The organism is Salipiger marinus, from assembly GCF_900100085.1.
In the GTDB taxonomy this organism is placed as follows: domain Bacteria; phylum Pseudomonadota; class Alphaproteobacteria; order Rhodobacterales; family Rhodobacteraceae; genus Salipiger; species Salipiger marinus.
Genome location: NZ_FNEJ01000010.1, coordinates 38,153 through 63,930, shown reverse-complemented (window position 1 = coordinate 63,930; position 25,778 = coordinate 38,153). Strand labels below are relative to the sequence as shown.

The 25,778-nt window shown below is 66.5% G+C and carries 23 protein-coding genes; 6 read left to right on the top strand and 17 right to left on the bottom strand.

Annotated features, from left to right (window positions below; translation table 11 throughout):
• Positions 1 to 38: 38 nt before the first annotated feature.
• Entirely contained in the window at positions 39 to 230 is a 192-nt protein-coding gene (locus BLR51_RS12875) for a ferrochelatase (protein ID WP_089847812.1), read from the bottom strand.
• Positions 231 to 378: 148 nt separating this feature from the next.
• Positions 379 to 978, bottom strand: a complete 600-nt coding sequence (locus BLR51_RS12870) for a L,D-transpeptidase (RefSeq protein WP_089847810.1) — start codon at positions 976 to 978, stop codon at positions 379 to 381.
• A 196-nt stretch (positions 979 to 1,174) separates the two neighbouring features.
• Here BLR51_RS12870 and dalA point away from each other — a divergent pair, with 196 nt between their 5' ends.
• A complete protein-coding gene (gene dalA / locus BLR51_RS12865) occupies positions 1,175 to 1,732 on the top strand; it encodes a divisome-associated lipoprotein DalA (protein WP_089847556.1) in 558 nt (185 codons plus the stop codon).
• Between the two features lie 18 nt (positions 1,733 to 1,750).
• On the opposite strand, the gene BLR51_RS12860 is transcribed toward dalA, so the two are convergent.
• The 8 genes from BLR51_RS12860 to hslO form a co-directional block, all read right to left on the bottom strand.
• The gene (locus BLR51_RS12860) at positions 1,751 to 2,257 is read right to left on the bottom strand and encodes a L,D-transpeptidase family protein (protein WP_089847808.1); all 507 of its coding nucleotides are present in this window, start codon (positions 2,255 to 2,257) and stop codon (positions 1,751 to 1,753) included.
• A 92-nt stretch (positions 2,258 to 2,349) separates the two neighbouring features.
• The gene (locus BLR51_RS12855) at positions 2,350 to 3,570 is read right to left on the bottom strand and encodes a class I SAM-dependent RNA methyltransferase (protein ID WP_089847554.1); all 1,221 of its coding nucleotides are present in this window, start codon (positions 3,568 to 3,570) and stop codon (positions 2,350 to 2,352) included.
• Between the two features lie 42 nt (positions 3,571 to 3,612).
• A complete protein-coding gene (locus BLR51_RS12850) occupies positions 3,613 to 5,445 on the bottom strand; it encodes an ABC transporter ATP-binding protein (protein WP_089847552.1) in 1,833 nt (610 codons plus the stop codon).
• A 6-nt stretch (positions 5,446 to 5,451) separates the two neighbouring features.
• Positions 5,452 to 7,293 carry an ABC transporter ATP-binding protein gene (locus BLR51_RS12845; RefSeq protein ID WP_089847550.1) on the bottom strand — a complete coding sequence of 614 codons (1,842 nt, stop codon included), beginning with the start codon at positions 7,291 to 7,293 and terminating at the stop codon, positions 5,452 to 5,454.
• A gap of 38 nt (positions 7,294 to 7,331) precedes the next feature.
• A complete protein-coding gene (locus tag BLR51_RS12840; protein ID WP_089847547.1) occupies positions 7,332 to 7,910 on the bottom strand; it encodes a LysE family translocator in 579 nt (192 codons plus the stop codon).
• The gene (locus tag BLR51_RS12835; protein WP_089847545.1) at positions 7,903 to 9,057 is read right to left on the bottom strand and encodes a CCA tRNA nucleotidyltransferase; all 1,155 of its coding nucleotides are present in this window, start codon (positions 9,055 to 9,057) and stop codon (positions 7,903 to 7,905) included. The genes BLR51_RS12840 and BLR51_RS12835 overlap by 8 nt, the downstream gene beginning before the upstream one ends.
• A complete protein-coding gene (locus BLR51_RS12830) occupies positions 9,054 to 9,659 on the bottom strand; it encodes a CoA pyrophosphatase (RefSeq protein WP_089847543.1) in 606 nt (201 codons plus the stop codon). The genes BLR51_RS12835 and BLR51_RS12830 overlap by 4 nt, the downstream gene beginning before the upstream one ends.
• The gene (gene hslO / locus BLR51_RS12825; protein WP_089847541.1) at positions 9,656 to 10,633 is read right to left on the bottom strand and encodes an Hsp33 family molecular chaperone HslO; all 978 of its coding nucleotides are present in this window, start codon (positions 10,631 to 10,633) and stop codon (positions 9,656 to 9,658) included. The genes BLR51_RS12830 and hslO overlap by 4 nt, the downstream gene beginning before the upstream one ends.
• An 82-nt stretch (positions 10,634 to 10,715) precedes the next feature.
• Between hslO and BLR51_RS12820 the strand changes: the two genes are divergently transcribed.
• Positions 10,716 to 11,153 carry an NUDIX hydrolase gene (locus tag BLR51_RS12820; protein ID WP_089847539.1) on the top strand — a complete coding sequence of 146 codons (438 nt, stop codon included), beginning with the start codon at positions 10,716 to 10,718 and terminating at the stop codon, positions 11,151 to 11,153.
• Here BLR51_RS12820 and BLR51_RS12815 read toward each other — a convergent pair.
• Positions 11,141 to 12,391: a PP2C family protein-serine/threonine phosphatase gene (locus BLR51_RS12815; RefSeq protein ID WP_089847537.1), complete on the bottom strand. Its 1,251-nt coding sequence runs from the start codon at positions 12,389 to 12,391 to the stop codon at positions 11,141 to 11,143. The two genes, BLR51_RS12820 and BLR51_RS12815, sit on opposite strands and share 13 nt — an antisense overlap.
• A 144-nt stretch (positions 12,392 to 12,535) precedes the next feature.
• Between BLR51_RS12815 and BLR51_RS12810 the strand changes: the two genes are divergently transcribed.
• The gene (locus BLR51_RS12810) at positions 12,536 to 12,865 is read left to right on the top strand and encodes an Hpt domain-containing protein (protein WP_089847535.1); all 330 of its coding nucleotides are present in this window, start codon (positions 12,536 to 12,538) and stop codon (positions 12,863 to 12,865) included.
• Positions 12,866 to 12,873: 8 nt separating this feature from the next.
• Here the strand turns inward: BLR51_RS12810 and ilvA are convergent, their stop codons facing one another.
• Both ilvA and BLR51_RS12800 read right to left on the bottom strand, forming a co-directional pair.
• Positions 12,874 to 14,100 carry a threonine ammonia-lyase IlvA gene (gene ilvA / locus BLR51_RS12805; RefSeq protein WP_089847533.1) on the bottom strand — a complete coding sequence of 409 codons (1,227 nt, stop codon included), beginning with the start codon at positions 14,098 to 14,100 and terminating at the stop codon, positions 12,874 to 12,876.
• Between the two features lie 37 nt (positions 14,101 to 14,137).
• Positions 14,138 to 14,875 carry a hypothetical protein gene (locus BLR51_RS12800; protein ID WP_089847531.1) on the bottom strand — a complete coding sequence of 246 codons (738 nt, stop codon included), beginning with the start codon at positions 14,873 to 14,875 and terminating at the stop codon, positions 14,138 to 14,140.
• A 126-nt stretch (positions 14,876 to 15,001) separates the two neighbouring features.
• Between BLR51_RS12800 and BLR51_RS12795 the strand changes: the two genes are divergently transcribed.
• Positions 15,002 to 16,222 (top strand): argininosuccinate synthase, encoded by a 1,221-nt coding sequence (locus BLR51_RS12795; RefSeq protein WP_089847529.1) that lies wholly within the window; start codon positions 15,002 to 15,004, stop codon positions 16,220 to 16,222.
• A gap of 643 nt (positions 16,223 to 16,865) precedes the next feature.
• On the opposite strand, the gene BLR51_RS12790 is transcribed toward BLR51_RS12795, so the two are convergent.
• Both BLR51_RS12790 and BLR51_RS12785 read right to left on the bottom strand, forming a co-directional pair.
• A complete protein-coding gene (locus tag BLR51_RS12790) occupies positions 16,866 to 17,738 on the bottom strand; it encodes a ribokinase (protein ID WP_089847528.1) in 873 nt (290 codons plus the stop codon).
• A 65-nt stretch (positions 17,739 to 17,803) separates the two neighbouring features.
• Positions 17,804 to 20,059: an NADP-dependent malic enzyme gene (locus tag BLR51_RS12785; protein ID WP_089847526.1), complete on the bottom strand. Its 2,256-nt coding sequence runs from the start codon at positions 20,057 to 20,059 to the stop codon at positions 17,804 to 17,806.
• Positions 20,060 to 20,193: 134 nt separating this feature from the next.
• Between BLR51_RS12785 and mutS the strand changes: the two genes are divergently transcribed.
• Positions 20,194 to 22,842, top strand: a complete 2,649-nt coding sequence (mutS, locus tag BLR51_RS12780; protein WP_242656723.1) for a DNA mismatch repair protein MutS — start codon at positions 20,194 to 20,196, stop codon at positions 22,840 to 22,842.
• A 108-nt stretch (positions 22,843 to 22,950) separates the two neighbouring features.
• Positions 22,951 to 24,027 (top strand): sensor histidine kinase, encoded by a 1,077-nt coding sequence (locus BLR51_RS12775; protein ID WP_089847524.1) that lies wholly within the window; start codon positions 22,951 to 22,953, stop codon positions 24,025 to 24,027.
• A gap of 77 nt (positions 24,028 to 24,104) precedes the next feature.
• On the opposite strand, the gene BLR51_RS12770 is transcribed toward BLR51_RS12775, so the two are convergent.
• Both BLR51_RS12770 and hrcA read right to left on the bottom strand, forming a co-directional pair.
• The gene (locus BLR51_RS12770) at positions 24,105 to 24,662 is read right to left on the bottom strand and encodes a nucleotide exchange factor GrpE (RefSeq protein ID WP_089847522.1); all 558 of its coding nucleotides are present in this window, start codon (positions 24,660 to 24,662) and stop codon (positions 24,105 to 24,107) included.
• A 9-nt stretch (positions 24,663 to 24,671) separates the two neighbouring features.
• Positions 24,672 to 25,736 carry a heat-inducible transcriptional repressor HrcA gene (gene hrcA, locus BLR51_RS12765; RefSeq protein WP_089847520.1) on the bottom strand — a complete coding sequence of 355 codons (1,065 nt, stop codon included), beginning with the start codon at positions 25,734 to 25,736 and terminating at the stop codon, positions 24,672 to 24,674.
• Positions 25,737 to 25,778: the final 42 nt, after the last annotated feature.

The following is a 25,778-nucleotide window of genomic DNA, read 5'->3' as shown; positions in this document are numbered from 1 at the left end:
CGAAGCGCCGCTCCCATTTATGCAAGCTGATCCTTGGATCAGTTGGCTGCGGCAGCTGCCACGACGGCCAGCAGGGCCAGCGGGATCAGGATGCCAGCGGAGGACGAGGAGGCGGCGGTTTCTTCGACGACGACAACCGGCTCCATGACCACGTCATCCTTGGCATAGTTGCCTGCCATGGCGGAAGTTGCGGAAACTGCGAAAGCGGCGGCGAAAGCGATCTTCTTCATGTTCTTCTCCAGATATTCGCCTGCCGCATTCAGACAATCTGCAAGCGGCAAGCACCCAAGACTTACCTCGTCTCACGTTCTAATCAGCAAAACGTGAAAATTGCAAATCCGAACTCGGGGCCGCGCCGCCACGGCCCCGTCGGCTTTGTCAAATCAGCAACACCTGCGTGCCGATCTGGGACATTTCGTAGAGCTGTTCGATATGCTCGTTGTAAAGCCCGATGCAGCCGTTGGAGGAACGGCGCCCGATCTTGCGCGTGTCATGCGTGCCGTGGATCCGGTAATAGGTCCAGCTCAGATGCAGCGCGCGGGTGCCCAGCGGGTTGTCGGGGCCGGGGGGCACATAATCGGGCCATTCCGGATTGCGTTCCTTCATCGACGGCGTCGGACGCCAGTCGGGCTCCGGATCCTTCAGCACGATCTGGGTGCGGCCCTTGCGGGTCAGATCCTCGCTCAGCGGCACCGAAGAGGGGTAAAGATGGTAGGTGCCGTTTTCTTCCCAGAAATGCAGCGCCCGCGACGAGATGTCGACAAGCACGGCGCCCTTGCTCAGGTTGCTGAAATAGGGCTGCCAGTCGAGCGTGCGGAAGCTCGACATGTTGCGGCGCGTGATCTGGGAGATGTCACGCTCCAGTTCCACGGTGCCGGACGAATCCATCGTCTGCGCCAAGGCGGGCGTCGCCGCGAGGGCCGCGCTTCCTGCAAGGAAGGCGCGCCGGCCAAGTTGGGATTGAACCTTGCTGGTCATGATGCTCACCACTACAAATCGCCCGAGATTCGGAAAGCCGTCGCGGCTGCCGTCAGGACCGGATAAGTATATTGCGGCAATGCCGCAGTCGCAAATCAAACGCCTGCGAGCGGCGCGATCACGCCCATGTGCGTTTGATTGGCCACGTCTGCCGGTCTATCTGCTGTATAAATCTCGTGGCGCGAAAGACCGGACAATGAACAGACGAACTTTTCTCCTGATTTCCGCGGCTCTGGCCGCTGCAGCCTGTACCCCTGCCATGCAGCCTCCCGCGCTTGGCCCGGATGGCAAGCCCCTGCCTCAGGTCTACCGGATCAACAACGCCGATCAGGCGAAGATCGAATATTCGATGCTCGATTCGGTCAACGCCCTGCGCAGCGCGCGCGGATCGGCCCCTGTGCAGCTGAGCGCGCAGCTGAACGCGGCCGCAGCCACCCATTCGCGCGACATGTCGGTGCAGAACCGCCCGTGGCATTTCGGGTCGGACGGATCCTCGCCCATCGACCGGGTGCAGCGCGTGGGCTACACCGGGCGGCTTGTCGGCGAAAACATCTCGGAAACCTACGAATCCGAGCTGGAGACCCTTGCCGCATGGATGGAAGAGGCCCCGACGCGCGACGTGATTCTTGACGAAACGGCGCGCGAGATGGGCTTTGCGTGGTTTCAGGAATCCAGCGGCAAGATCTGGTGGACGCTGGTGATGGGCGCGCCCAACACGGCCGCCACGCCGGGCTCGGGCGCAGCCGGGTTCTAAACCGGTGCGCCGGTCCCGTCAGGGCATGATGAGGATCGGCGTGCCGTCGCCCACCATCGCGTAGATGTCTTCCATCTCGCGGTCGGTGACGGCGATGCAGCCCCATGTCCAGTCCCGCTGGCCGGACTGATAGGCCTGAGGGCGGCCATGGATGAAGATATCCCCGCCGGGGCTCTGGCCCATATTCCGCGCCTCGGCGCGGTCGGCGGCGTTGGGATAGTCGATGCCAAGGCTCAGGTGGAAGCGCGAGTTGGGGTTGCGCCGGTCGATGGTGTAAAGCCCCTCGGGGGTCTTGCCGTCGCCTTCGACCTTCTTGTCGCCCACCGGGTTGAAGCCCAGCCCGATGTTGAAGATCCGGACAATCCGCGCGTGGTGCAGAAGAAACATCTTCCGCGCGGATTTATGGACCACCACATGGGTGATTTGCGGTCCGTTATAGCTTCGGAACTTGCTGTCTTCCAGACGACCTCTGCCGCAGCCCGCCACCAGAGCTGCCGCGGCCACCATCATCTGGCGCCTGCCCATATACATCTTGCCTGCCCACTCGTTCTTTTTCCCCAAGCTATACTACACAGGAGCGTTTGCGAAGACAGAAGCTTTCGCTGCTCCCGATGTCGTCATTGGGGTGACAGCACAAAGCCCGCCACAAGCTCCACATGCGTGGACCAGCGGAACTGATCGACCACGCGCAGCCGGTCCAGCCGGTATCCCGCCCGCACCAATGTCGCGGCATCCCGCGCAAAGGTCACGGGATTGCACGAAACATAGGCGATGCGCGGCACCCGGGCGGCGGCAAGCTGGCTGGTCTGCGCCTCGGCCCCGGCGCGCGGCGGATCGATCACCACGCCGTCGAATCGCCGCAGCTCTTCGGGCAGCAGCGGATTGCGGAACAGATCGCGCGTGGCGGTGGTGACATGGCGCAGCCCCTCGGCATGGCGCCAGCCCCGGTCCAGCGCGTCGATCATGGCGCGGTCACCCTCCACCGCCAGCACCTTGGCGCGTTCGGCCAAGGGCAGCGCGAAGGTGCCGCAGCCCGCGAACAGGTCGGCCACATGTGTGGCGCCCTCCAGATGGTCCCGCACATCGGCCAGCAGCGCCGCCTCGCCCTGCGGGGTCGCCTGCAGGAAGGCGCCGGGGGGCGGCACCACCTGCGCCGCGCCCATGCGCTGCGCGGGCGGACGGCGGGTCAGCACCTCCGGCCCCCATGCGATGCGGGCGCAGTCATACGTGCGCGCCAGTTCGGCAAGCTGCTGCTGGAAGGCCGCGTCGGCCTCCTTGCCGCCGCTGACCGCCACGTCGAGCCCGCCAAGACTGGTGGTCACCAGCACCGACAGTTCGCTTTTGCGGCTGGCGCCAAGCTGGGCCAGCGCATCGACCAGCGGCAGCGCCGCGGCCAAGGCCGGATCGATCACGCGGCAGTCCGGCACCTCGACGAGCACGTCGGATCCCTTGCGGTGGAACCCGGCCAGCGTGCCCTTCTTCATGCGGCGGGCGGAAAAGGCGGCGCGGCGGCGGCTCTGTTCGGGCGAGGTGGCGATGGGCAGAAACCCCACCTCCAGCCCATGTGCGGCCAGCGCCTGCCGCACCACGCCTTCCTTCCAGTCAGCGACAAATTCGGGGCGCGCGTGCTGCACCTGACAGCCGCCGCAGGCGCGGGCGTGGCGGCAGGGCGGCGTCACCCGCTGGTCGGAGGGCGTCAGGATGCGCGGTGCCGCCATCACGCCGCCCGCGATTTCGCCCTCGACCACCTCGCCGGGCAGGGTGCCGGGCACAAAGACGGGACCGGGCGCGATGCCGTCCCCCTGATGCCCCAGCCGTTCGATGATGACCTGTTCCATGCCGCGCCTCATGCCTGCAAAGCGCCCCCCGGCGCAAGGGCGTCACTCTGCCGCCTGCGCGTCCCCGTCCATCTGGCCGCTCTGCCGCGACCAGTAGCGGGCATAAAGCCCGTCCCGCGCCAGCAGATCGTCATGGCTGCCCTGTTCCACGATGCGGCCTTCGTCCAGCACCACGATGCGGTCCATCTGCGCGATGGTCGACAGCCGGTGCGCGATGGCCAGCACCGTCTTGCCCTCCATCACCCGGTCAAGCGCACGCTGGATCGAGGCCTCCACCTCGGAATCAAGCGCCGAGGTCGCTTCGTCCATCACGAGGATCGGCGCGTCCTTGAGGATGGCACGGGCCAGCGCGATGCGCTGGCGCTGCCCGCCGGACAGCTTGACCCCGCGTTCGCCCAGATGCGCGTCATAACCGGTGCGGCCCCGGTGATCCTGCATCTTTTCGATGAACTCATGCGCTTCGGCCTTTTCGGCGGCGGCGATGACCTCGGCCATGCTGGCATCGGGGCGGCCATAGCGGATGTTGTCCAGCGCCGACCGGTTGAACATCGCGGTTTCCTGCGTGACCATGCCGATGCGGCGGCGCAGCGATTCCTGCGTGACATGGCGCAGATCCTGCCCGTCGATCAGGATGGCGCCCTGTTCGGTGTCGTAAAGCCGCAGCAGCAGCGCCACCAGCGTGGATTTCCCCGCCCCCGAAGCGCCGACAATGCCGATCTTTTCCCCCGGCGCGATGGTCAGGCAAATGTCCTCGACCCCGCCGGACTGGCGGCCATAGGCAAAGCCCACCTTGCGGAATTCCACCCGGCCTTCGGTCACCTGAAGCTCGCGCGCATCGGGGGCGTTGGTCAGCAGATGCGGCGGGGTCAGCGTGACCATGCCATCCTCAACCTCGCCCAGATTGGCGTAAAGCCCCATCAGCGTGAAGCTGACCCAGCCGGTCATCTGCGCCAGTCGCAGCGCGATGGTGCCGGTGGCGGCAATGTCGCCCGCCGAGACCAGCCCCCGGCTCCAGTAGAACAGCGCGCCGCCCACCAGCAGCACCGGCAGCAGCCCCGCCAGCGCCATCAACCAGAAGCGGAAGGCGGCGCTGATCCGGCCAAATTCGATATAGCGGTCGCGGAACGTGCCCATCGCCTCCAGTGCGGCGCGGTCTTCGTGGTCGGCATGGGCAAACAGCTTCACGGTCTTGATGTTGGTCACGGTGTCCACCACCTGCCCCGTCACCATGGCCCGCGCCCCGGCCCGCGCCTGCGACCGGCTGCGGATCCGGGGCATGTAATGCCCGATCAGCCAGCCATAGATCACCATCCAGCCCAGCAGCGCCAGCGCGATGCGCCAGTCCATCCCCGCCAGCAGCAGCAGCGCGCCAAAGACCGAGGCAAGCGCGTAAAGCACGGTCTGGATGACGTCGATCACCACGTCGTTCAGCGCTCGGGCGGTCTGCATCTCTTTCTGCGCGATGCGCCCGGCAAAATCATTGTCGAAAAACGTCACCGGCTGGCCCAGCGTGTGCCGGTGCAGCCGCGACAGCACGAGGTTCAGCAGGTTGGGCTGCAGCACGATGGACTGCATCGAGGAGTTGCCGCCAAAGATCAGCGGCCGCAGCACCACGAAAAACAGCACCGCCCCCACCAGCAGGCCGATATTGTCGGCAAAGACCGACCCGGCCCCGGTTCCCAGCGCCGCGTCCACCACCCAGCCAAGGATCAGCGCCGAAGACACCTCGACCACGCCGCCGGCAATGGACAGGACCGAGGCCAGCAGGACCGGCCCCCACGCGCCCTTCAGCGCCCATCCAAAGAACCGCAGCAGGGTCCGGGGGGGTGGGCCGGAGGCTTCGGCGAAGGGGTCGATCCAGTTTGATGGCGTCATGCGGGGTCAGCTGTCCTGCGTATCGGGGTCAAGGAACCCGCCAGACTGGCGGGCCCAGAACCCGGCATATAGCCCGCCTTGCGCCAGAAGCGCGTCATGGCTGCCATCTTCGACGATCCGGCCCTGATCCATCACCAGAATCCGGTCCATCTGCGCGATGGTCGACAGCCGGTGCGCGATGGCGATCACCGTCTTGCCCTGCATCATGCCGTAAAGCGTGTCCTGAATCGCCGCCTCCACCTCGGAATCGAGCGCCGAGGTTGCCTCGTCCAGCAGCAGGATCGGCGCGTCCTTCAGGATGACGCGGGCCAGCGCCACGCGCTGCCGCTGCCCGCCGGACAGTTTCACGCCGCGTTCGCCCACATGCGCGTCATAGCCGGTGCGCCCCTGCGGATCGGCCAGCGTCAGGATGAACTCATGCGCCTGCGCCTGTTTCGCGGCGGCGATCATCTGCTCCTCGGTGGCACCGGGGCGGCCATAAAGGATGTTGTCGCGGACCGAGCGGTGCAGCAGCGTGCTGTCCTGCTGGACCATGCCGATCTGGCGGCGCAGGCTGTCCTGCGTCACGGCGGTGACGTCCTGCCCGTCCAGCAGGATCCGTCCCGATTCCGGATCGTAAAACCGCAGCAGCAGCTTCACCAGCGTGGTTTTCCCGGCGCCCGACCGGCCCACCAGCCCGATCTTCTGCCCCGGCGGAATGGTCAGGCTGATGTGATCCAGCCCGCCCCGGTCGCGCCCGTAATGGTGGCTGAGATCCTTCAGCGCGATCTCTCCCCGCGTCAGCACCAGCGGCTTGGCACCAGGCGCATCGACCAGCGTGATGGGCTGGGCGATGGTTTCCATCCCCTCGGCCACCACGCCAAGCTGGCGGAAAAACGTGGTCAGCGCCCACATGATCCAGCCGGTCATGGCGTTCAGCCGCAGGGTCAGCGCGGTGGCGGCGGCCACCGCCCCCACGCTGGCCGATCCCTGCATCCACAGCGCCAGCGCCCAGCCCACCACGCCCACGATCAGCAGGCCGTTGAGCAGCATCAGCCCCACATCCATCAGCGTATAAAGCCGCATCTCGGTCTGGAAGGTCTGGCGCGCCTGTTCGATCGCCTCCTTGGCATAGTCCAGTTCCTGCCGGTCCTGCGCGAACATCTTGACCGAATGGATGTTGGTATAGGCGTCGACCACGCGGCCCGTGACAAAGCTGCGCGCGTCCGATGCCGCCTTGGAGGCGGGGCCGACCCGCGCGATGGTCCAGCGCATCAGCACGGCATAAAGCACGAGCCACAGCGCCAGCGGGATCATCAGCCGCAGATCGGCATCACCCAGCACGATCATCGCCCCCACCAGATAGGCGATGGAAAAGGCGATGGCGTCGAACACCTGAAACACCGCCTCGCCCGCGGCGGGGGGCGTCTGCATGATGCGGTTGGCGATGCGCCCGGCAAAGTCGTTTTCGAACCAGCCGACCGACTGGCGCAACACCTGCGCATGGGCCCGCCAGCGCACCAGCGTGCCGAAATTGGGCATGATGGCATTGTTCAGCACCAGCACGTCCAGCCCCTGGATCAGCGGGCGCAGGATCAGGATGAAGGCGCCTAGCCCGATCAGCGTCCAGCCGTGATCCGCCCAGACCTGCGCCGGATCGCCGCCCAGAATGTCGACGACCCAGCCCATGGCCCAGATCAGCCCGATCTCGACCCCGGCCACCAGCACGGCCAAGAGCGCCGCCCAGATGAACACGGCGCGGAAGGGCTGCGCGTAATCCAGCAGGAACGGCAGAAGACGGGTCGGAGGGCGGTCCGTGGGCGGATAGTCCACATACGGATCCACCATGTTTTCAAAACGGCGGAACATCACATTGTCCTGAATTCTGGGGGCGGCTGGCGCCGGGTCTACAGGAACACCATGACGGAAAAGCTGCCAAGAGCCACCGCCATGACGCGGGTGAACAGGCGCCATGCCGCCGGTGTGGTCAGAAGCCATGTCAGCATCGCGCCCGCCGAGGTCCAGAACAGGCAGCAGATCAGGTTGATGCCGGAAAAGGCGGTGCCAAGGCGGATCGCCTCCCAGACCGGCCCGGCGGTTCCCGGATAGGCCGAGGCAGCGGCCAGCGCCACGCCCCAGACCTTCGGGTTGATCCACTGGAACAGCGCCGCCTCCAGCAGGGTCATGGGGCGGTCCCGCTCGGCCTTCTTGCGGCGCTCCGCCGTCCACAGGCCCCATGCCATCCACAGCATCCACAGCCCCGCCGCGATGCGCAGCGCAAGCTCCAGCGCGGGGGCCTGTTTCAGCAGCGCGGCAATGCCCAGCCCGGTCAGCCCGGCAGTGATCCCCACCCCCAGCACCACACCGAACAGATGCGGCAGCGTGCGGCGCAGCCCGAAGCGCGCGCCCGAGGTGGTCAGCAGGATCACGTTCGGCCCCGGCGAAAACAGGCCAAGGAAGACAAAGCCGTAAAGCGGATCAATCATGCAGGTCGTCCAGTAATTGCGCCCGGGTCAGGGCGAAGCCCGACGCGATCCAGCGCGCCTCTGCCGCGCGCAGGGCAGCGCCAAGCGCCGCCCCCTGCAGGCGCGGCATCAGATCGCGGGCGGTGAGGGGAAATTTTGCGGCAGCTCCCATATCAGCCGCGCGCAGATCGGCTTCGGAGACCGGCTGCTGCAGGCTTGCGGCGCGCAGGGCCAGCACGTCACGCGCGATGTCGCGCCCGTGGCGCCAGCCCAGTTCGGCGGCACGTTCCGCGCTGCCGGTCAGGCGATGCAGCAGGGCAAGCCGCGTCGCCTGCGCGCGCGACAGGCGCAGATCGGGGCTGTCCGCCCCCAGCACCGCCAGTCGGCGCAGCGCGTCGGGGGCCAGCCCCAGCCGCGCCTCTTCGGCCAGCAGCGGACCAAGGCTCAGGGCGGATCCGCCGGGCAGAACCTGCGCCAGCACGCCGGTCTGCGCCATGACCGACACCGCCGCCAGCGGGTCGGGGGCGGCCAGCAGGCGCAGCATTTCCTGCCCCACCCGTTCGCGCGACAGCTGCGCCAGCCCGTCCAGACCGCGCGCGATGCCATCCAGCGCGTCGGCGTCAAAGCCCTGATCGGGGTCGCCATACCACGCGGCAAAGCGGAAATAGCGCAGGATCCGCAGATAATCCTCGCGGATCCGGTCCAGCGGCGCGCCGATGAACCGCACCCGCCGCGCCTCCAGATCGGGCAGACCGCCCAGCGGATCCGCCACCTGCCCGCGCGCATCGGCATAAAGCGCGTTCATGGTGAAATCGCGCCGCGCCGCATCCTCGGCCAGCGAGGAGGAAAACCGCACCACCGCGCGCCGCCCGTCGGTTTCGGTATCGGCGCGAAAGGTGGTGATCTCGTGCCCGATGCCGTCCGCCACCACGGTCACGGTGCCATGGTCGATGCCGGTGGGGATGGCTTTCAGCCCCGCCTCCTGCGCCAGTTGCATCACCCGGTCCGGCGGTGCTGCGGTGGCGATGTCCACATCGCCCACCGCCACGCCCATCAGCGCGTTGCGCACGCAGCCGCCGACCACGAAGGCCTGAACCCCGCCCGCCTCCAGCATCTGCAGCACGGTCTGCGTGGCGGGCCGGGTCAGCCAGTCTCCGGAAACCTTCATCCCGCCATCCGTTCCGCCAGCCCGCGCAGCATCCGCGCGGTGGCTCCCCAGATGTAGTAGGGACCGTAAGGCACCACCCAGTATTTGCGCTGCCCGCCCTGCCAGAGCCGGGATTCCACCCGAAATCGCGACGGATCCGTCACATGGGAGAAGGGCACGCGGAACACTTCGGCCACCTCGCCGGGTTCGGCGATCGTGTCGAATTCGGCATGGATCAGCGCCACCACCGGCGTCACCAGAAAGCCGGTGACGGTTTCATGGGCGGGCAGCGTGCCCAGCACCTCCACCAGATCCGACGGCAGGCCCACCTCCTCGCGCGCTTCGCGCAGGGCGGCGGCGGTGGCATCGGCATCACCCGGATCGACCTTGCCGCCGGGAAAGGCGATCTGCCCCGGATGATGCTTCAGCCGCGAGGAGCGTTTGGTCAGCACCAGATCCAGCCCCTCCGCCCCGGGGATGAAGCCCGCCAGCACCCCGGCGGGGCGCAGGCGGCGCTGCGCGGGCAGCGACAGCCCCGGCGTCAGGTCGAAATCCGACGACGCGCCCCCGGAAGCCGTGACCGCGCGGCGCAGCGCCGCACTCTGCGCCGCAGCGGTCGTCACTTGTCCGCCTCGAACCCCACGGTCTGGGGGTCAAGTTCGTAATGCGCACCGCAGAACTGGCAGTCAGCGGTCACCAGACCTTCGGGCGTGGTCATATGCGCGATGTCCTTGGCCGAATAGATCGACAGCGACTGCCGCACCCGGTCTTCGGAACAGGTGCAGCCGAACCGCACCGGCTGCGCGTCGAACACCCGCGGGTTTTCTTCGTGATAGAGCCGCACCAGCAGATCGGTCGGGGGCAGATCGGGGCCGATCAGCTCCAGCTCGTCCACCGTATCCAGATGGAAATTCACGCGGCGCCAGTTTTCGCCATCGTCATCGTCGCGCAGCAGATCCTCGGGGCGCAGCAGGCCGCCTTCGCCGGTGCCGCCATCCTTCGCAAAGGGCGAGGCCTTGGGCATGTGCTGCAGCATCACGCCGCCCGCGCGCCAGTGGAAGGATCCGTCCGCCTGCGGCACGTTGCCGAAATTCAGCTCGAACCGGGTGGGGATCTGTTCGGACTGCGCAAAATAGCTTTCGGCGCAGCGCGCCAGCGCCCCGCCCGCCAGCGGCGTGATGCCCTGATACGGCGTGGTGCCGGGGCCCTGATCGATCAGAACGGCGAAATAGCCATCCTCCAGCTGGTCATAGGCCGGGGCCTTGGTCACCAGATCGGGATCATAGCTGGCATAGGCGCGGATGCGCGCGGGCTCGCCCTCGGCCTCGGGGGCGAAGTAATCGGTGGCGATCATGCGCAGCGCGCCGCGGGTCTGCACCTGCAGCGACAGCTTCCAGCGCAGCTTCATGGTCTCGCCGATCAGCGCGGTCAGCAGCGTCATTTCCGCCACCAGAGCCTCGATCGGCTCGGGGTAATCATGCTGGGCAAGGATGCCGTTCAGCACCCCGTCCAGCCGCGCGACGCGACCGCGGATGTCCGACAGATCCAACTGAAAGGGCAGGACGGTATCGTCCCAGGCGATTTTGCCGATGGTCATGGGGTTTCCTTATCTGCCTGAACTTGGCATATCCGGCCCCATATAGGCAGGACAAGCCCGGAACCCAAGGGGAGCGCAGCGGATGACACCACGCTACGGAGAACCACCGCAATCCGGACGCCGCTATCGCATGCGGCCAGGGGTTTACGCGCTGCTGCCCCGCGATGGCGCGCTGCTGGTCACGTTCCAGCAGGATCCGCTGCCCGAATACCAGATGCCCGGCGGCGGCATCGATCCCGGCGAATCGCCGATCACAGCGCTGCACCGCGAAGTGTTCGAGGAAACCGGCTGGCGCATCGCCGCGCCGCGCCGTCTGGGCGTGTTCCGCCGCTTCACCTTCATGCCCGATTACGATCTGTGGGCCGAGAAGATCTGCACGCTCTATGTGGCGCATCCGGTGCATCCGCTGGGGCCGCCCACCGAACCCGGCCATACCGCGCTGTGGATGGATCCCTCCGCCGCGCTGAGCCTGCTCAGCAACGAGGGCGAACGGGATTTCCTGCAGCGCTATCTGCGCTGATCCGGCGCAAATTCCAGCAGCGCGGCAGAGATGTCATCCTCCAGCCGGGCGCCGTGACGGGTGGCTTCGGTCAACCGCCAGAACAGATCGTCCAGATATTCCGTGCCCTCGCCCTGACAGGTGCGGGCCAGCATCCGCAGGCCGTCCTGATCCAGCAGCGTGCCATCCCGAAGCGTCGCCTCGGTGATGCCGTCTGAATAGAGCAGCAGCCGGTCCCCCGGTTTCAGCCAGAGGCTGAGCCGGTCATACCGCGCCTGCGGGATCAGCCCGATGGGCAGCCCACCCCGCCCCACAAATTCCGTGCTGCCATCGGCCCGCAGCAGCAGCGGCGGCGGATGCCCGGCCTGCACCAGATCAACCCGCCCGGTCTGCAGATCCGCCACCGCATAGGCCATGGTCAGATATTCCACCACGCCGGGATCGGCAGAAAGCCGGGCATTCAGCCGTTGCGCCACATCTTCGGGCGGGCGGAACAGCGTGCCCTGCAGGATCCGGTCCAGCGCGATGTTCTGGTCGGGGAAATCGCCGCCCAGATAGCCCGCGATCCGCGCCGTCATCAGCGCCGAGGTGATGCCATGGCCCGACACGTCGAGGCTGTAGAGCCCCAGCTTGCGGTCGCAATGGCTGAACATGCCCACCAGATCGCCGCCCACATGCCCGCAGGGTTTCAGCAGCAGGCTGACGCGGGATGTCCCGAACACCCGGCTGCGCTGCGGCACCAGCGCCTGCTGGATGGTGCGGGCCTGCCGCAGGTCGCGGTCCACCGCGTCATAGGCGGCGCGCAACTCGCCCAGCGTGTCCGACAGCTGCCGCTGCATGGCAAGGATGCGCGCCCCGGCATTGATCCGCGCGCGCAGTTCCCCGGCATCCACGGGTTTGGTCAGGAAATCATCCGCCCCGGCATCCAGCCCGCGCGCAATCTCTCCCTTGTCGCTCTTGGAGGTGAGCAGGATGAAATAGCCGTAGCTGTCGCGCTGCAGCGCGCGGAAGCGGCGGCAGAAATCCAGCCCGTCCATCCCCGGCATCATCCAGTCCGACAGCACCGCATCGGGCAGCAGGTCGGCGCAGAGCCGCAGCGCCGCCTCGCCACTGTCGGCCTGCCACACCTCGAACCCCCATTGCCGCAGCATGGCACACAGGATCCGCCGCTGCATCTGGCTGTCATCCACCACAAGAACGCGGCGGATTTGGCCGGTGGCTTCCCCGGCTGCGGCACTGTCATAGGCATGGGGCAGCACGGGATCTCCTGTCTGGCCGGAACTCCCGCCACCCTAGACCACCGGACCTTAACGGGGACTTTAGCCGCGGACAGGCCGGGGCCGGAACGGCAAAAAGCCTTTGTTCAGGATTTGGCGCTAGGCTGCAGGGACTGGAGGTGTCCCATGATCGACTGGCACAGGGTCACGGAACTGCGGCGGGAAATCGGGCCCGACGATTTTGAAGAGGTGGTGCAGCTGTTCATGACAGAAGTCGAAGCCACGCTTGCACAGCTGCCCCTGCTGCAGGCCCAGCCCGAATCGCTGGCCGCCGCGCTGCATTTCCTGAAGGGCAGCGCGCTCAATCTGGGTTTCAGGGCGCTTTCCGAACTCTGCAGCACCGGAGAGCAGGCCGCTGCGGCGGCCATGGCGGTGGATGTGCCCGAGATTCTGGCCGCCTATGCCCGCTCAAAGGCGCATTTCCTGACGGATCTGCCGCAGCATCTGGCCGCGTGACCGCCATGTCAGATCACGAACTGCGCCAGAACCTCGTCATCGGTGATGTCCCGATAGGTGTAGCCATGGGCATCCAGCGCGTCGAACAGCCGCTTGAAATGGGCGGGATCGCTGGTTTCGATGCCGATCAGCACCGACCCGAAATTGCGCGCGGATTTCTTCAGGTATTCAAACCGCGCGATGTCGTCTTCGGGGCCGAGGAAATTCAGGAAATCCTTCAGCGCGCCGGGCCGCTGCGGCAGACGCAGGATGAAGTATTTCTTCACCCCGGAATAGCGCTGCGCCCGCTCCTTGACCTCGGGCAGGCGTTCGAAATCGAAATTGCCGCCCGACGTGATGCAGACCACGGTGCGGCCCCGGATGGCCTGCCCCAGATCCTTCAGCGCGTCGATGGCCAGCGCGCCCGCAGGCTCCAGCACGATGCCCTCGACATTGAGCATCTCCAGAATGGTGGTGCAGAGCCGGTCCTCGCTGAGGGCAAGCGTGTTGGCCAGCCCCACATCCTTCAGCACCTCGAAAGTGCGCGCGCCGATCCGCGCCACGGCAGCGCCATCGGCAAAGGTGTCGACCCGCGGCAGCGTCACCGGCTGCCCCGCCTCCAGCGCGGCGCGCAGGCAGGCGCCGCCCGACGGTTCCACGAAGGTGTAGCCGGAGCGCATGCCGAACTGGCTCAGCAGCCCGGCGCCCAGCCCGCCGCCGCCCACGGGAATCACCAGATGGTCGGGCGCACGGCCAAGCTGCGTCTCGATCTCGACCCCGACACTGGCCTGCCCCTCGATCACGTCGGCATCGTCGAAGGGCGACAGGAAATGCCCCCCCGCCTCGACACAGAAGGCCTGCGCGGCGCGCAGGCAGTCATCGAAATAATCGCCGACCAGACGGATCTCGATGGCATCGCCGCCAAAGATGCGGGTCTTCTGGATTTTCTGCTGCGGCGTGGTCACCGGCATGAAGATGACGCCGCGCTTGCCGAAATGGCGGCACATATAGGCGACGCCCTGCGCGTGATTGCCGGCGCTGGCGCAGACGAACAGATCCTTGTCCAGCCGCTTGCGCATCGCGTTGAAGGCGCCGCGCAGCTTGTAGCTGCGCACCGGCGACAGATCCTCGCGCTTCAGCCAGATATCGGCGCCGTAAAGGTCGCTGAGATGGGCATTGCGCAGCAAGGGCGTCTCGGGGAAGACCGAGCGCATTTCGGCGGTCGCGGCGCGGGCATGGTCCAGAAAATCTGTCATGACAGAGGCGTGACCGATTACGCGCCGCTTCGCAAGCCTAGTCGATGGGGCGGCCTTCGATGAAATGGCCGTAAAGCGAGGTGAGGATGGAAATGCCGATCATCGTGGCGAACCAGTTCACCACCACGCCATAGATCAGGCTGACCGTGGTGGCGGATCCGCCGTCGATCATCGCCGGAAGCTCGATCAGCAGGCTGCCGCCAATCACCAGAAAGGCCAGCGTGATCACCGCGCCGTCATCACGTTTCGTGGCGCGCCACGCCTCGCGCACCGACAGCGGCAGCCCCAGCGCCGCGGCGGGCAGCACCAGCCCCATGCGGAAGAACAGGAAACTGCCCAGCCCGACCAGTCCGAAGCCGAACACCGCCGCCACCTGCGGCCCCAGCGCCAGCGCGACCAGCGTCACCACCAGCCCCGCCACCATCAGCGCCAGCACGATCAGCAGGCCGATCTTGATGGACCGCCAGAGATAGGACAGGATCGCCGACCCGTGCCAGCGCGGCAGCAGGCCCGCGGGCGGCTCTCCGGTCAGCACGAAACGGTGCCAGCCCACCGCGATCCACAGGCTGGCCACCGCCGCCAGCAGCGTCAGAACCAGTTGCGTCAGCCCCGGTCCCATATCGTCGGGAAGCTGGGCCGGATCGACCGGCCCCATATAGGCCTGCACCTGCGCCGCCACCTGCACCAGATACAGCACCAGTGACAGGCGCAGCGCCGTGCCAAGATTGTCCACCACCATCCGCACCGAATGGACGAAAATGCGCCACCCCGTCATGTTCGCCCTTTCCTGTCTGCCGGATCGAGGGCTAGCACATGACATCCGCAGGTCAACGGGCGATCCTTGCCCCCTGCGCCAAAAGGCAGTAAGCCGCGTGCCCAGTCCAACCCAGAGGAAATGCCCATGTCCGCGCCCAAGAAAGTCGTTTTGGCCTATTCCGGTGGCCTCGACACCTCGATCATCCTGAAATGGCTGCAGACCGAATACGGTTGCGAGGTTGTCACCTTTACCGCCGATCTTGGCCAGGGCGAGGAACTGGAGCCCGCCCGCGCCAAGGCGGAAATGATGGGCGCCACGGAGATCCATATCGAGGATCTGCGCGAGGAATTCGTGCGCGATTTCGTCTTCCCGATGTTCCGCGCCAACGCGCTTTATGAGGGGCTGTATCTGCTGGGCACCTCCATCGCGCGCCCGCTGATTTCCAAGCGGCTGGTGGAAATCGCCGCCGCCTGCGGCGCCGATGCCGTGGCCCATGGCGCCACCGGCAAGGGCAACGATCAGGTGCGGTTCGAACTGGCCGCCTATGCGCTGAACCCCGACATCAAGGTGATCGCGCCGTGGCGGCTGTGGGATCTGACCTCGCGCACCAAGCTCATCGACTTTGCCGAGCAGAACCAGATTCCGATCGCCAAGAACAAGCGCGGCGAGGCGCCGTTCTCGGTGGATGCGAACCTGCTGCACACGTCTTCGGAAGGCCGCGTGCTGGAGGATCCGGCGGAAGAAGCCCCCGATTACGTCTACCAGCGCACCGTCGATCCGCTGACCGCGCCCGACACGCCCGAACTGGTGGAGATCACCTTCGAAAAGGGCGACGCGGTCGCGATCAATGGCAAGGCGCTGTCGCCCGCCACCATCCTGACCCGGCTCAACGAGCTGGGCGGCAAGCATGGCGTCGGGCGGCTCGATCTGGTCGAAAACCGCTTCGTCGGTATGAAATCGCGCGGCATCTATGAAACCCCGGGCGGCACCATCCTGCTGGAGGCGCATCGTGGCATCGAACAGATCACGCTGGACAGCGGCGCGGGCCACCTGAAGGATTCGATCATGCCGCGCTATGCCGAGCTGATCTATAACGGCTTCTGGTTCAGCCCCGAACGCGAGATGCTGCAGGCGCTGATCGACAAGAGCCAGGAGCATGTCAGCGGCACCGTGCGCGTGCAGCTTTACAAGGGATCCGCCCGCACCGTGGCGCGCTGGTCGGACCAGTCGCTTTATTCCGAGGCGCATGTCACCTTCGAGGATGACGCGGGCGCCTATGACCAGCAGGACGCCAAGGGCTTCATCCAGCTGAACGCGCTGCGGCTGAAACTGCTGGCCGCGCGCAACCGCCGGTTGAAAGGCTGACATCTAAGGCCGGGCGGCGCATCTGCTGCGCCACCCGGCCCTTCTTGGCGGATCCGGTCCGCCGTCATCTTGAAATACCAACAAAAAACGAGCCGCCCCCATTCACGGCATGGGGGCGGCTCAGAGACTTACCTTGTGGGGTTACGCTGATAAGCCTCTACCTTGGTCACCAAACGGCGATACCTGAATTCTTACCATCACCGTCCCCGCGAACCGGACCGTCAGACATAACCAAACTCTCACTCATACACGACGGTCCGGGCACCACCCCAACTACCCCTTACACACAGCACTGACACCAGACAGGAGCGGCTTTCTTCGCAGGAAGGTCGTGACCTTCACCATGTCACCCAAGCGTGCCCGATCCTTTACCAACCACCCGGGTCCGGCCTTCACCACGCCAACCCGACACATCGCAAACACACCCGCACACCAGCAAACCAACACACCGACAAACAGTCCCGGCAGCGTCTCACGTGACATCCATAGACACGCAGGCGCGAGAAACAGAGTTTCACCGGTGACGAAAATTTTTCGAAAATGTACGACAAATTCTTCGCGGCCATAAAAAACCCGGCCCGCAGGGCGAACCGCGGGCCGGGTAAAACTCAGGTTTTTCCGCGCCTTGACGCGGTTTTGCCGCTCAGAAGCGGTGTTCGGTGACCTCTTTCAGGTCGGGGATCACATCGGCGGTGCCATAGCGCGTCACCATCAGCGCCGCCGCCCGCTGCGCCATCTCCAGCGCCGTGGGCATCGGCAGACCCCGGTCGAGCCCCGCCAGCAGATAGCCGGTGAAGGTGTCGCCCGCCCCGGTCGTGTCCACCGGCGTCACCTTCAGCGCGGCAAAATCCCGCGTCGTGCCGGTGTCGGTGTTGATCCAGCGGCAGCCCTTGGCCCCCAGCGTCACCACCACGTCGCGCACCGGCAGGGTTTCCGGCGTCCGCCCGGTGGCGGCCTGCAGCTGCTGCGCCTCCACCTCGTTCAGCACCAGCAGATCCAGCAGCGGCAGCACCGCCGTCACCGCTTCGGCATCAAAGGGCGCCGCAGCATAGGCCACCCGCAGCCCGCGGGCAGAGGCCAGCTCTGCCCCGTCGCGCTGCGCGTTGGTCTCGTTCTGGCACACGAACAGATCCTCCGGCCCCGCGCCTTCCAGCGCCTCGGCGATGCTCTCCGGGGCGATGCAGCGGTTGGCCCCGGCGAACAGCAGGATCAGGTTTTCGCCCGCATCCTCCACCGCGATGACCGCATGGCCCGACGGATCGTCCAGCACGGCAATGCGGCGGGTGTCGACGCCATATTCCAGCATCCGGTCGATCATCCAGCCGCCATCGCGGCCCACGGCGCCCAGATGCACCACCCGGGCGCCCGCCCGCGCCGCCGCCACCGACATGTTGGCGCCCTTGCCGCCCAGCCCCCGCGTCATCGACCGCGCGCCCAGCGTTTCCCCCGGCGCGGGCAGATGCGGCACGCGGTAGGTCAGGTCGGCGTTGATCGACCCCAGATTGTAGATGGCCATTCCCTGCCCCTTCATCTTGCCAGAAAAACTCCCGCCGGAGGCTCCGGCGGCAGCCAAAGGCGCCGTCAGCCGATCTTGCAGGCCGCCAGCACCGCCATGTTCAGAATGTCATTCGCCGTCATGTTGGTCGAGCAGATCTGGATCGAACTGTCGACCCCGGTCAGGATCGGCCCGATCACCGTGGCGCCACCCATTTCCTGCATCAGCTTGACCGAGATCGAGGCCGAATGCCGCGCCGGCACCACAAGGATGTTGGCGGGCCCCGTCAGCCGCTGGAAGGGGTAGCTGTCCTGCGCGCGCCGGTTCAGCGCCACATCCACCGCCATCTCGCCCTCATATTCGAAATCCACCCCGCGCGCGTCCAGCACCTTCGGCGCCAGATGCATCTTCTGCGCCCGCTCGGAGACCGGATAGCCGAAGGTCGAGAAGGACACGAAGGCCACCCGCGGTTCCAGCCCCAGATGGCGCGCCACATCGGCGGCGCGACAGGCGATATTGGCCAGATCCTCGGATTCCGGCCATTCATGCACCAGCGTGTCGGAAATCAGCACGATCCGGCCCTTGTGCAGCAGCGCCGTCACCCCCACCGCGCCATGTTCGGCATCGGCATCAAAGACATGGTTGATCAGCTCCAGCACATGCGCCGATTTGCGCGTGGCCCCGGTCACCAGCCCGTCGCCATGGCCATGCGCCAGCATCAGCGCCCCGAACACATGCCGGTCGCGCGCCGCCAGCCGGTGCACATCCTGCCGGTCATACCCCTTGCGCTGCAGGCGCTGGTACAGCAGCGCCTTGTAGGTCTCCAGATGGCGGGTGTTGGCGGCGTTCACCACCTCCAGCTCGCGCACGGCATCGCCAAGCCCGGTGGCTTCCAGCTTGGCGCGCACATCGGCCTCGCGCCCGACCACCAGCGCCTTGCCCAGCCCGTTGCGCTGATAGCTGACGGCGGCGCGCAGCACGCGCGGGTCGTCGCCTTCGGCAAAGATCATCCGCGCCTGCGCCTGCCGCGCCCGCGCATGGATCGACCGCAGGATCGAGGCGGTGGGATCCATCCGCCCTTTCAGCCCGGCCTCATAGGCCTCCATGTCGATGATGGGCCGCCGCGCCGCGCCGGTATCCATGCAGGCCCGGGCCACCGCCGGAGGGATCCGGTAGATCAGCCGGGGATCAAACGGTGTGGGAATGATGTAATCCCGCCCGAAGGTCAGCGCGCGGCCATAGGCCAGCGCCACCTCGTCCGGCACATCCTCGCGCGCCAGTTCCGCCAGCGCGCGGGCGCAGGCGATCTTCATCTCGTCATTGATGGCCCGCGCATGCACGTCCAGCGCCCCCCGGAACAGGTAGGGAAAGCCCAGAACGTTGTTCACCTGATTGGGATAGTCGCTGCGCCCGGTGGCGACGATGGCATCCACCCGCACCTCATGCGCCTCTTCCGGGGTGATTTCGGGATCGGGATTGGCCATGGCGAAGATGACCGGATTGTCGGCCATGCTCGCCACCATGTCCTGCGTCACCGCCCCCTTGGCCGACACGCCAAGGAACACGTCCGCGCCCACCATCGCCTCTTCCAGCGTGCGCAGTTCGGTGGCGACCGCATGGGCGGATTTCCACTGGTTCATGCCCTCGGTCCGGCCCTGCCAGATCACGCCCTTGGTGTCGCACATGATGCAGTTCTCATGCCGCGCGCCCATGGATTTCAGCAGTTCCAGACAGGCGATGCCCGCCGCGCCCGCGCCGTTCAGCACGATGCGCACGTCTTCGATCTTTTTGCCGCTCAGATGCAGCGCGTTGATCAGACCCGCCGCGCAGATCACCGCCGTGCCATGCTGGTCGTCATGGAAGACGGGGATGTCCATCTCTTCCTTCAGGCGCTGTTCGATGATGAAACATTCGGGCGCCTTGATGTCTTCAAGGTTGATGCCGCCAAAGGTCGGCCCCATCAGCCGCACGGCGCGGCAGAATTCATCCGGGTCTTCGGTATCCAGTTCGATGTCGATGGAATTCACGTCGGCAAAGCGCTTGAACAGCACCGACTTGCCTTCCATCACCGGCTTCGACCCCAGCGCGCCCAGATTGCCCAGACCCAGCACCGCCGTGCCGTTGGAGATCACCGCCACAAGGTTGCCCTTGTTGGTGTAATCATAGGCGAGTTCCGGATTTGCGGCGATTTCCAGACAGGGCACCGCCACGCCGGGGGAATAGGCCAGCGACAGATCGCGCTGCGTGGTCATCGGGACCGTCGCCTGCACTTCCCACTTGCCCGGCACCGGCTCCAGATGGAAGGCCAGCGCCTCTTCACGGGTGAATTTCGGTTTCGTCATGCGCGGCCCCTCCTCCGATACGAGCGTCGTTGCTCTTACCGCAGCGGCACGCGGCGCTCAACCGGCCCGATTTGGGCCTTTCACCCGGGCGCGCGGCTTTGCTATGCCTGCCCCGCACAGGACAGGGGGGCGACATGACCGCAGCCACACCGATGATGGCGCAGTATCTGGAGATCAAGGCGCAGTATCCCGACGCGCTGCTGTTCTACCGCATGGGCGATTTCTACGAGATGTTCTTTGACGATGCCGCCGCCGCCGCCGAGGCGCTGGACATCGCCCTGACCAAGCGCGGCAAACATGCGGGCGATGACATCCCCATGTGCGGCGTGCCGATCCATGCCGCCGAAGGCTATCTGCTGACGCTGATCCGCAAAGGGTTTCGCGTGGCGGTCTGCGAACAGATGGAAAGCCCCGCCGAGGCCAAGAAGCGCGGCGCCAAATCCGTGGTCCGGCGCGAGGTGGTGCGGCTGGTCACCCCCGGCACCCTGACCGAGGAATCGCTGCTGGAGGCGCGGCGCCACAACTACCTTGCCGCGCTTGGCCGGGTGCGTGACGACTGGGCGCTGAGCTGGGCCGACATTTCCACCGGCGCGTTTCACGTGATGCCGCTTGGCCGGGCGCGGATCGGCGCGGAACTGGCGCGGCTTGCGCCGTCGGAACTGCTGACCACCGACGCGGTGGAGGAGGATCTGCGCGCCGTGCTGTCGGATCTGGGCATCGTGCCCACCCTGCTAGGCGCCGCCTCGTTCGATTCCGCCGGGGCCGAGGACCGGCTGCGCCGCCTCTTTGGCGTGCAGACGCTGGCGGGCTTCGGCAGCTTTGGCCGAGAGGAACTGTCGGCCATGGGCGCCGTGGTCGATTACCTCGACATCACGCAGAAAGGCCGCCTGCCGCTTCTGCGCGCGCCGCAGCGTGACGCGGTGTCGAACCTGCTGCAGATCGACGCCTCGACCCGGCGCAATCTGGAACTGACCCATTCGCTGAATGGCGGGCGGGCCGGATCGCTGCTGTCGGTGATCGACCGCACGGTGACCACCGGCGGCGCGCGGCTGCTGGAACGGCGGCTGTCCTCGCCCTCGCGCAGTCTGGCGGTGATCGAGGCACGGCTGCAGGCGGTGGACTGGGCGATGGAGACGCCGCAGGCTGCGGCCCTGCGCCAGAGCCTGCGCAAGGTGCCCGATCTGGACCGTGCCCTGTCGCGGCTGGGGCTGGACCGGGGTGGCCCGCGCGATCTGGCCGCCCTGCGCAACGCGCTGATCCAGGGCGAAGACATTGCGGCCATGCTGGACGGATCCGCCCTGCCGCCGCTGCTGGACGAGGCGCGGCAGGCGCTGACCGGGCATGACGCGCTGATCGAGCTTCTGGATGCGGCGCTGGTCGCCGAACCGCCGCTGCTGGTGCGCGATGGCGGCTTCATCGCGCCGGGCCATGACAGCGCGCTGGACGAGGCGCGGCTGCTGCGGGACGAAGGCCGGGGCGTGGTGGCGGCCCTGCAGGCGCGCTATGCCGACCATGCGGGCGTGTCCTCGCTGAAGATCAAGCACAACAACGTGCTGGGCTATTTCATCGAAACCACTGCGACCCACGCGGAAAAGATGTTGTCGCAGCCGCTGTCGGATCTGTTCATCCACCGCCAGACCACTGCCAATCAGGTGCGCTTTACCACGGTGGAACTGTCCGATCTGGAAACCCGCATCCTGAACGCGGGCAACGAGGCGCTGCAGATCGAAAAGCGGCTTTATGACGGGCTGAAAGCCGCCGTGCTGGAGCAGGCGCCGCAGATTTCGGAAACCGGGCAGGCGCTGGCGGAATTCGACCTGTGCCTTGGGCTGGCCGATCTCGCCCGGGCCGAGGGCTGGTGCCGCCCCCGCGTCGATGACAGCCGCGCCTTTGACATCCGGGCGGGCCGTCACCCGGTGGTGGAACGCGCGCTGGCCAAGCAGGGCGGCGCGCCCTTCATCGCCAATGACTGCGCACTGAATGCGGCCCCGGATGGCGCGGCGCTCTGCCTGCTGACCGGGCCGAACATGGCGGGCAAATCCACCTTCCTGCGGCAGAACGCGCTGATTGCCCTGCTGGCGCAGATGGGATCCTGGGTGCCGGCGAAATCGGCGCATCTGGGTCTGGTCAGCCAGATTTTCAGCCGCGTCGGCGCCTCTGACGATCTGGCGCGCGGGCGCTCCACCTTCATGGTGGAGATGGTGGAAACCGCCGCCATCCTCAATCAGGCCGATGACCGCGCGCTGGTCATCCTTGACGAGATCGGGCGCGGCACCGCCACATGGGACGGGCTGTCGATCGCATGGGCCACGCTGGAACATCTGCACGGGGTGAACAAGGTGCGCGGGCTATTCGCCACGCATTACCACGAACTGACCGTGCTGGCGGGCAAGCTGGAGGGCGTGGAAAACGCCACTGTCGCCGTCAAGGAATGGGAGGGCGAGGTGATCTTCTTGCATGAACTGCGCCCCGGCGCCGCCGACCGGTCCTATGGCGTGCAGGTGGCGCAGCTGGCCGGTCTGCCGAAGCCGGTGATCACCCGCGCCCGCAGCGTGCTGGACGCGCTGGAAAAAGGCGACCGCGACCGCATCTCGCCCAAGGCGCTGATCGACGATCTGCCGCTGTTTTCCGCCGTGGCGCGGGCCGCCCCCGCCCCTCAGGCCGCTGCCGCCCCGTCAGAGGTGGAAAGCCGCCTTGCCGGGCTGCTGCCCGACGAGATGAGCCCGCGCGAGGCGCTGCAGGCGCTTTATGACCTGAAGGCGCTGCTGCCGCAAAAATCCTGAGCGTTACGGCGGCGCCTTCCGCCACGTCCCGATGGGTTTCACCTGCCGTTGCGGCGGGCGGCAGTGCCGCCTGTTGCACGCCGTTCACAGGCGTTCTAGTCCTGTCGCATGGAGACTGTTCTTCCCCCCGCAAGACCCTTTCCCGCCACGGGCGGAGAGTGCAGCGCCATCCTTGACGCGCTGGACTGGCGCAGTCATCCCTTGGGCGACCCCGCCGCGTGGCCGGTCGAGCTGAAGACCGCCGTGCGCATTTGCCTGACCGCCAAATTCGCCACGATGGTGCATTGGGGGCCCGAGCTTTTCACCTTTTACAACGATGCCTACGCGGTGCGGCTGGGAAACAAGCATCCCGGCCATCTTGGCCAGCCCGCCAAGGACTGGTGGTCGGAAATGTGGGACCAGCTTGACCCGTTCTTCCGCAAGGTGCTGGCGGGCGAAAGCTATTACACGGAAAACGCGCGCTATACGCCGGATCGCGACGGCATCGCCCGCGACGCCTATTTCACCCACAGCCACAGCCCGATCTGGAGCGACAGCGGAGAGGTGGCGGGGATTTATCTGACGGTGGTGGAAACCACGCCCCAGATCGAGGCCGAGGCGCGCAGCGCGGTCCTGACCAACGAGCTGCGACACCGGATGAAGAACACGATGACCATCGTGCAGTCCATCGTGAATCAGGCAATGCGCCGCGCCGCCACCATGCAGGACGCAAAGCGGCTCATCAACGACCAGATCGGCGCGCTGGCCCGGACCAACGACCTGCTGACCCGGTCCGACGGGCTGGATGCACCGCTGGGGGCCATCGTGGCCAGCGCCGCCGAGATTCAGGGCGCCTTTGCCAACCGCCTGTCGAGCGAGGGGCCCGCCGTCACGCTGAACCCCAAGGCCGCCATCGCCTTTACGATGATGCTGCACGAACTGACCACGAACGCGATCAAATACGGCGCCCTGTCCAATGACCATGGCCGGGTGGAGGTGCGCTGGCAGCTGGACGGATCCGCCCTGACGCTGGACTGGCAGGAACATGACGGCCCGCTGGTTCATGCGCCGGAACGCAGCGGTTTCGGCACGCGTCTGCTTGTGGCGCTGGCGGGGGATCTGGGCGGCGAACCGCAGGTGCAGTATCACGCGGACGGGCTGCGCTGCACGCTGCGGTCCGACCTGCGGGCCATCATCCCGGACTAGGTTCCGCCTCCGGGCGCAAAAGAAAACCCCCGGCACGCGGGCCGGGGGTCTGGTCTGTCACAATCAGGCGGTGCGGATCAGGACGCAGGCATGGAGCTGACGCCAACCTGCGCGGGACGCAGCAGGCGGTCATGCAGCATGAACCCTTCGGCAGACACCTGAATGATGTCGCCCGCCTTGGTGCCGGGCAGCGGCGCCTCGAACATGGCTTCGTGCTGCTTGGGGTCGAAACGGTCGCCCACCTGCGGCGTGATCGGGGTCATGCCGTGGCGGGTGAACACGTTGGACAGCTCCCGCAGGGTCAGTTCCACCCCCTCGATCAGCGCCTCGGCGGCGTCCGCCTCGCGGGCGGCAGCCAGCGCGCGCTGCATGTTGTCGTAAACCGGCAGCAGGTCACGGGCCAGCTTGGAGCCGCCATATTGCTGCGCCTCGCGCCGGTCCTTGTCCGCCCGTTTGCGGGCGTTTTCGGCATCGGCAAGCGCGCGCATGAAACGGTCCTTCATCTCGTCCCGTTCGGCACGCAGCGCGTCCAGTTCCGCCTCCACCGGGTCGATCTCGTCGGCGTCCTGCGCGTAGGCTTCCGCCTCGGCCGCCTCGATATCGTCCAGAAAATCGTCTTTCTTCGCGTCTGCCATAACTTACCTCTAGCTCCGCTCGGCAATCAGCCTGCCGACCAGCTGCGCCGTATAGTCCACAATGGGCACGATCCGGCCGTAGTTGAGGCGCGTGGGGCCGATGACCCCGACCGCGCCGATGATCTTACGATCCGCGTTCATATATGGAGAGACCACCAGAGAGGAACCCGAAAGTGAGAAAAGTTTGTTCTCTGACCCGATAAAAATGCGCACACCGTCGCCGGTTTCGGCCAGTTCGAGGAACTCGGCGATGTCCCGCTTACGCTCCAGATCGTCAAACAGCGACCGGATCCGGTCCAGTTCCGCCGCCTCGCCATCCTGACCCAGAAGATTCGCGGCGCCGCGCACGATCAGCCGGGCGGAGGTGTCGGCATCCTGCTCCCAGACGGCCATGCCGGTTTCGATCAGATCGGCGGCCAGCGCATCGATCTCGCGCCGTCTGGTGGCGATCTGGCGCGCGATCTCTCCGCGCAGATCGGACAGGGTCTTGCCCTCGATCAGCGCGTTGAGGAAATTCGCGGCCTCGCGCATGGAACTGGGGGTCTGCCCCGGCGGCGGGTGGAACAGGCGGTTTTCCACATGGCCATCGGCAAAGACCAGCACCACCAGAGCCCGGTCATGGCCAAGGCTGACAAATTCGATATGGCGCACCGGCGCCTCGTGTTTGGGCGTCAGCACCAGCGAGGCGCCCTGCGTCACCCCCGACAGCGCCGCCCCCACCCGGTCCAGCACCCCACCCACATCGTTGGAACCGGGGCCCATGGTGGCGTCCAGCGCCTCGCGGTCGGAATTGTCCAGATCGCGGACCTCCAGCAGGCCATCCACGAACATGCGCAGGCCAAGCTGCGTCGGCACCCGCCCTGCAGAGATATGCGGACTGTCCAGCAGCCCCAGATATTCGAGATCCTGCATGACGTTGCGAATGGTGGCGGCGGACACTTTTTCCGACAGGCTGCGGGTCAGCGTGCGCGACCCGACCGGTTCGCCCGACTCCAGATAGGATTCGACCACCCTGCGGAACACCTCTCGCGAGCGGTGGTTCATTTCGTCCAGAAGACCAGTCCCCTGTTTCATCCAATCCCTCCGCGGTGCCCGAGCCATTAAAGGTGCTGTCCC

Coding starts and splice junctions, on each gene's coding strand:
- BLR51_RS12850 (WP_089847552.1), bottom strand. CDS start 5,445: ATGACGCCATCAAACTGGATCGACCCCTTCGCCGAAGCCTCCGGCCCA.
- BLR51_RS12820 (WP_089847539.1), top strand. CDS start 10,716: ATGACACCACGCTACGGAGAACCACCGCAATCCGGACGCCGCTATCGC.
- BLR51_RS12835 (WP_089847545.1), bottom strand. CDS start 9,057: ATGAAGGTTTCCGGAGACTGGCTGACCCGGCCCGCCACGCAGACCGTG.
- BLR51_RS12785 (WP_089847526.1), bottom strand. CDS start 20,059: ATGACGAAACCGAAATTCACCCGTGAAGAGGCGCTGGCCTTCCATCTG.
- BLR51_RS12870 (WP_089847810.1), bottom strand. CDS start 978: ATGACCAGCAAGGTTCAATCCCAACTTGGCCGGCGCGCCTTCCTTGCA.
- hrcA (WP_089847520.1), bottom strand. CDS start 25,736: ATGAAACAGGGGACTGGTCTTCTGGACGAAATGAACCACCGCTCGCGA.
- BLR51_RS12860 (WP_089847808.1), bottom strand. CDS start 2,257: ATGGGCAGGCGCCAGATGATGGTGGCCGCGGCAGCTCTGGTGGCGGGC.
- BLR51_RS12795 (WP_089847529.1), top strand. CDS start 15,002: ATGTCCGCGCCCAAGAAAGTCGTTTTGGCCTATTCCGGTGGCCTCGAC.
- dalA (WP_089847556.1), top strand. CDS start 1,175: ATGAACAGACGAACTTTTCTCCTGATTTCCGCGGCTCTGGCCGCTGCA.
- BLR51_RS12800 (WP_089847531.1), bottom strand. CDS start 14,875: ATGACGGGGTGGCGCATTTTCGTCCATTCGGTGCGGATGGTGGTGGAC.
- BLR51_RS12790 (WP_089847528.1), bottom strand. CDS start 17,738: ATGGCCATCTACAATCTGGGGTCGATCAACGCCGACCTGACCTACCGC.
- BLR51_RS12775 (WP_089847524.1), top strand. CDS start 22,951: ATGGAGACTGTTCTTCCCCCCGCAAGACCCTTTCCCGCCACGGGCGGA.
- mutS (WP_242656723.1), top strand. CDS start 20,194: ATGACCGCAGCCACACCGATGATGGCGCAGTATCTGGAGATCAAGGCG.
- BLR51_RS12770 (WP_089847522.1), bottom strand. CDS start 24,662: ATGGCAGACGCGAAGAAAGACGATTTTCTGGACGATATCGAGGCGGCC.
- BLR51_RS12810 (WP_089847535.1), top strand. CDS start 12,536: ATGATCGACTGGCACAGGGTCACGGAACTGCGGCGGGAAATCGGGCCC.
- hslO (WP_089847541.1), bottom strand. CDS start 10,633: ATGACCATCGGCAAAATCGCCTGGGACGATACCGTCCTGCCCTTTCAG.
- ilvA (WP_089847533.1), bottom strand. CDS start 14,100: ATGACAGATTTTCTGGACCATGCCCGCGCCGCGACCGCCGAAATGCGC.
- BLR51_RS12840 (WP_089847547.1), bottom strand. CDS start 7,910: ATGATTGATCCGCTTTACGGCTTTGTCTTCCTTGGCCTGTTTTCGCCG.
- BLR51_RS12845 (WP_089847550.1), bottom strand. CDS start 7,293: ATGTTCCGCCGTTTTGAAAACATGGTGGATCCGTATGTGGACTATCCG.
- BLR51_RS12855 (WP_089847554.1), bottom strand. CDS start 3,570: ATGGAACAGGTCATCATCGAACGGCTGGGGCATCAGGGGGACGGCATC.
- BLR51_RS12875 (WP_089847812.1), bottom strand. CDS start 230: ATGAAGAAGATCGCTTTCGCCGCCGCTTTCGCAGTTTCCGCAACTTCC.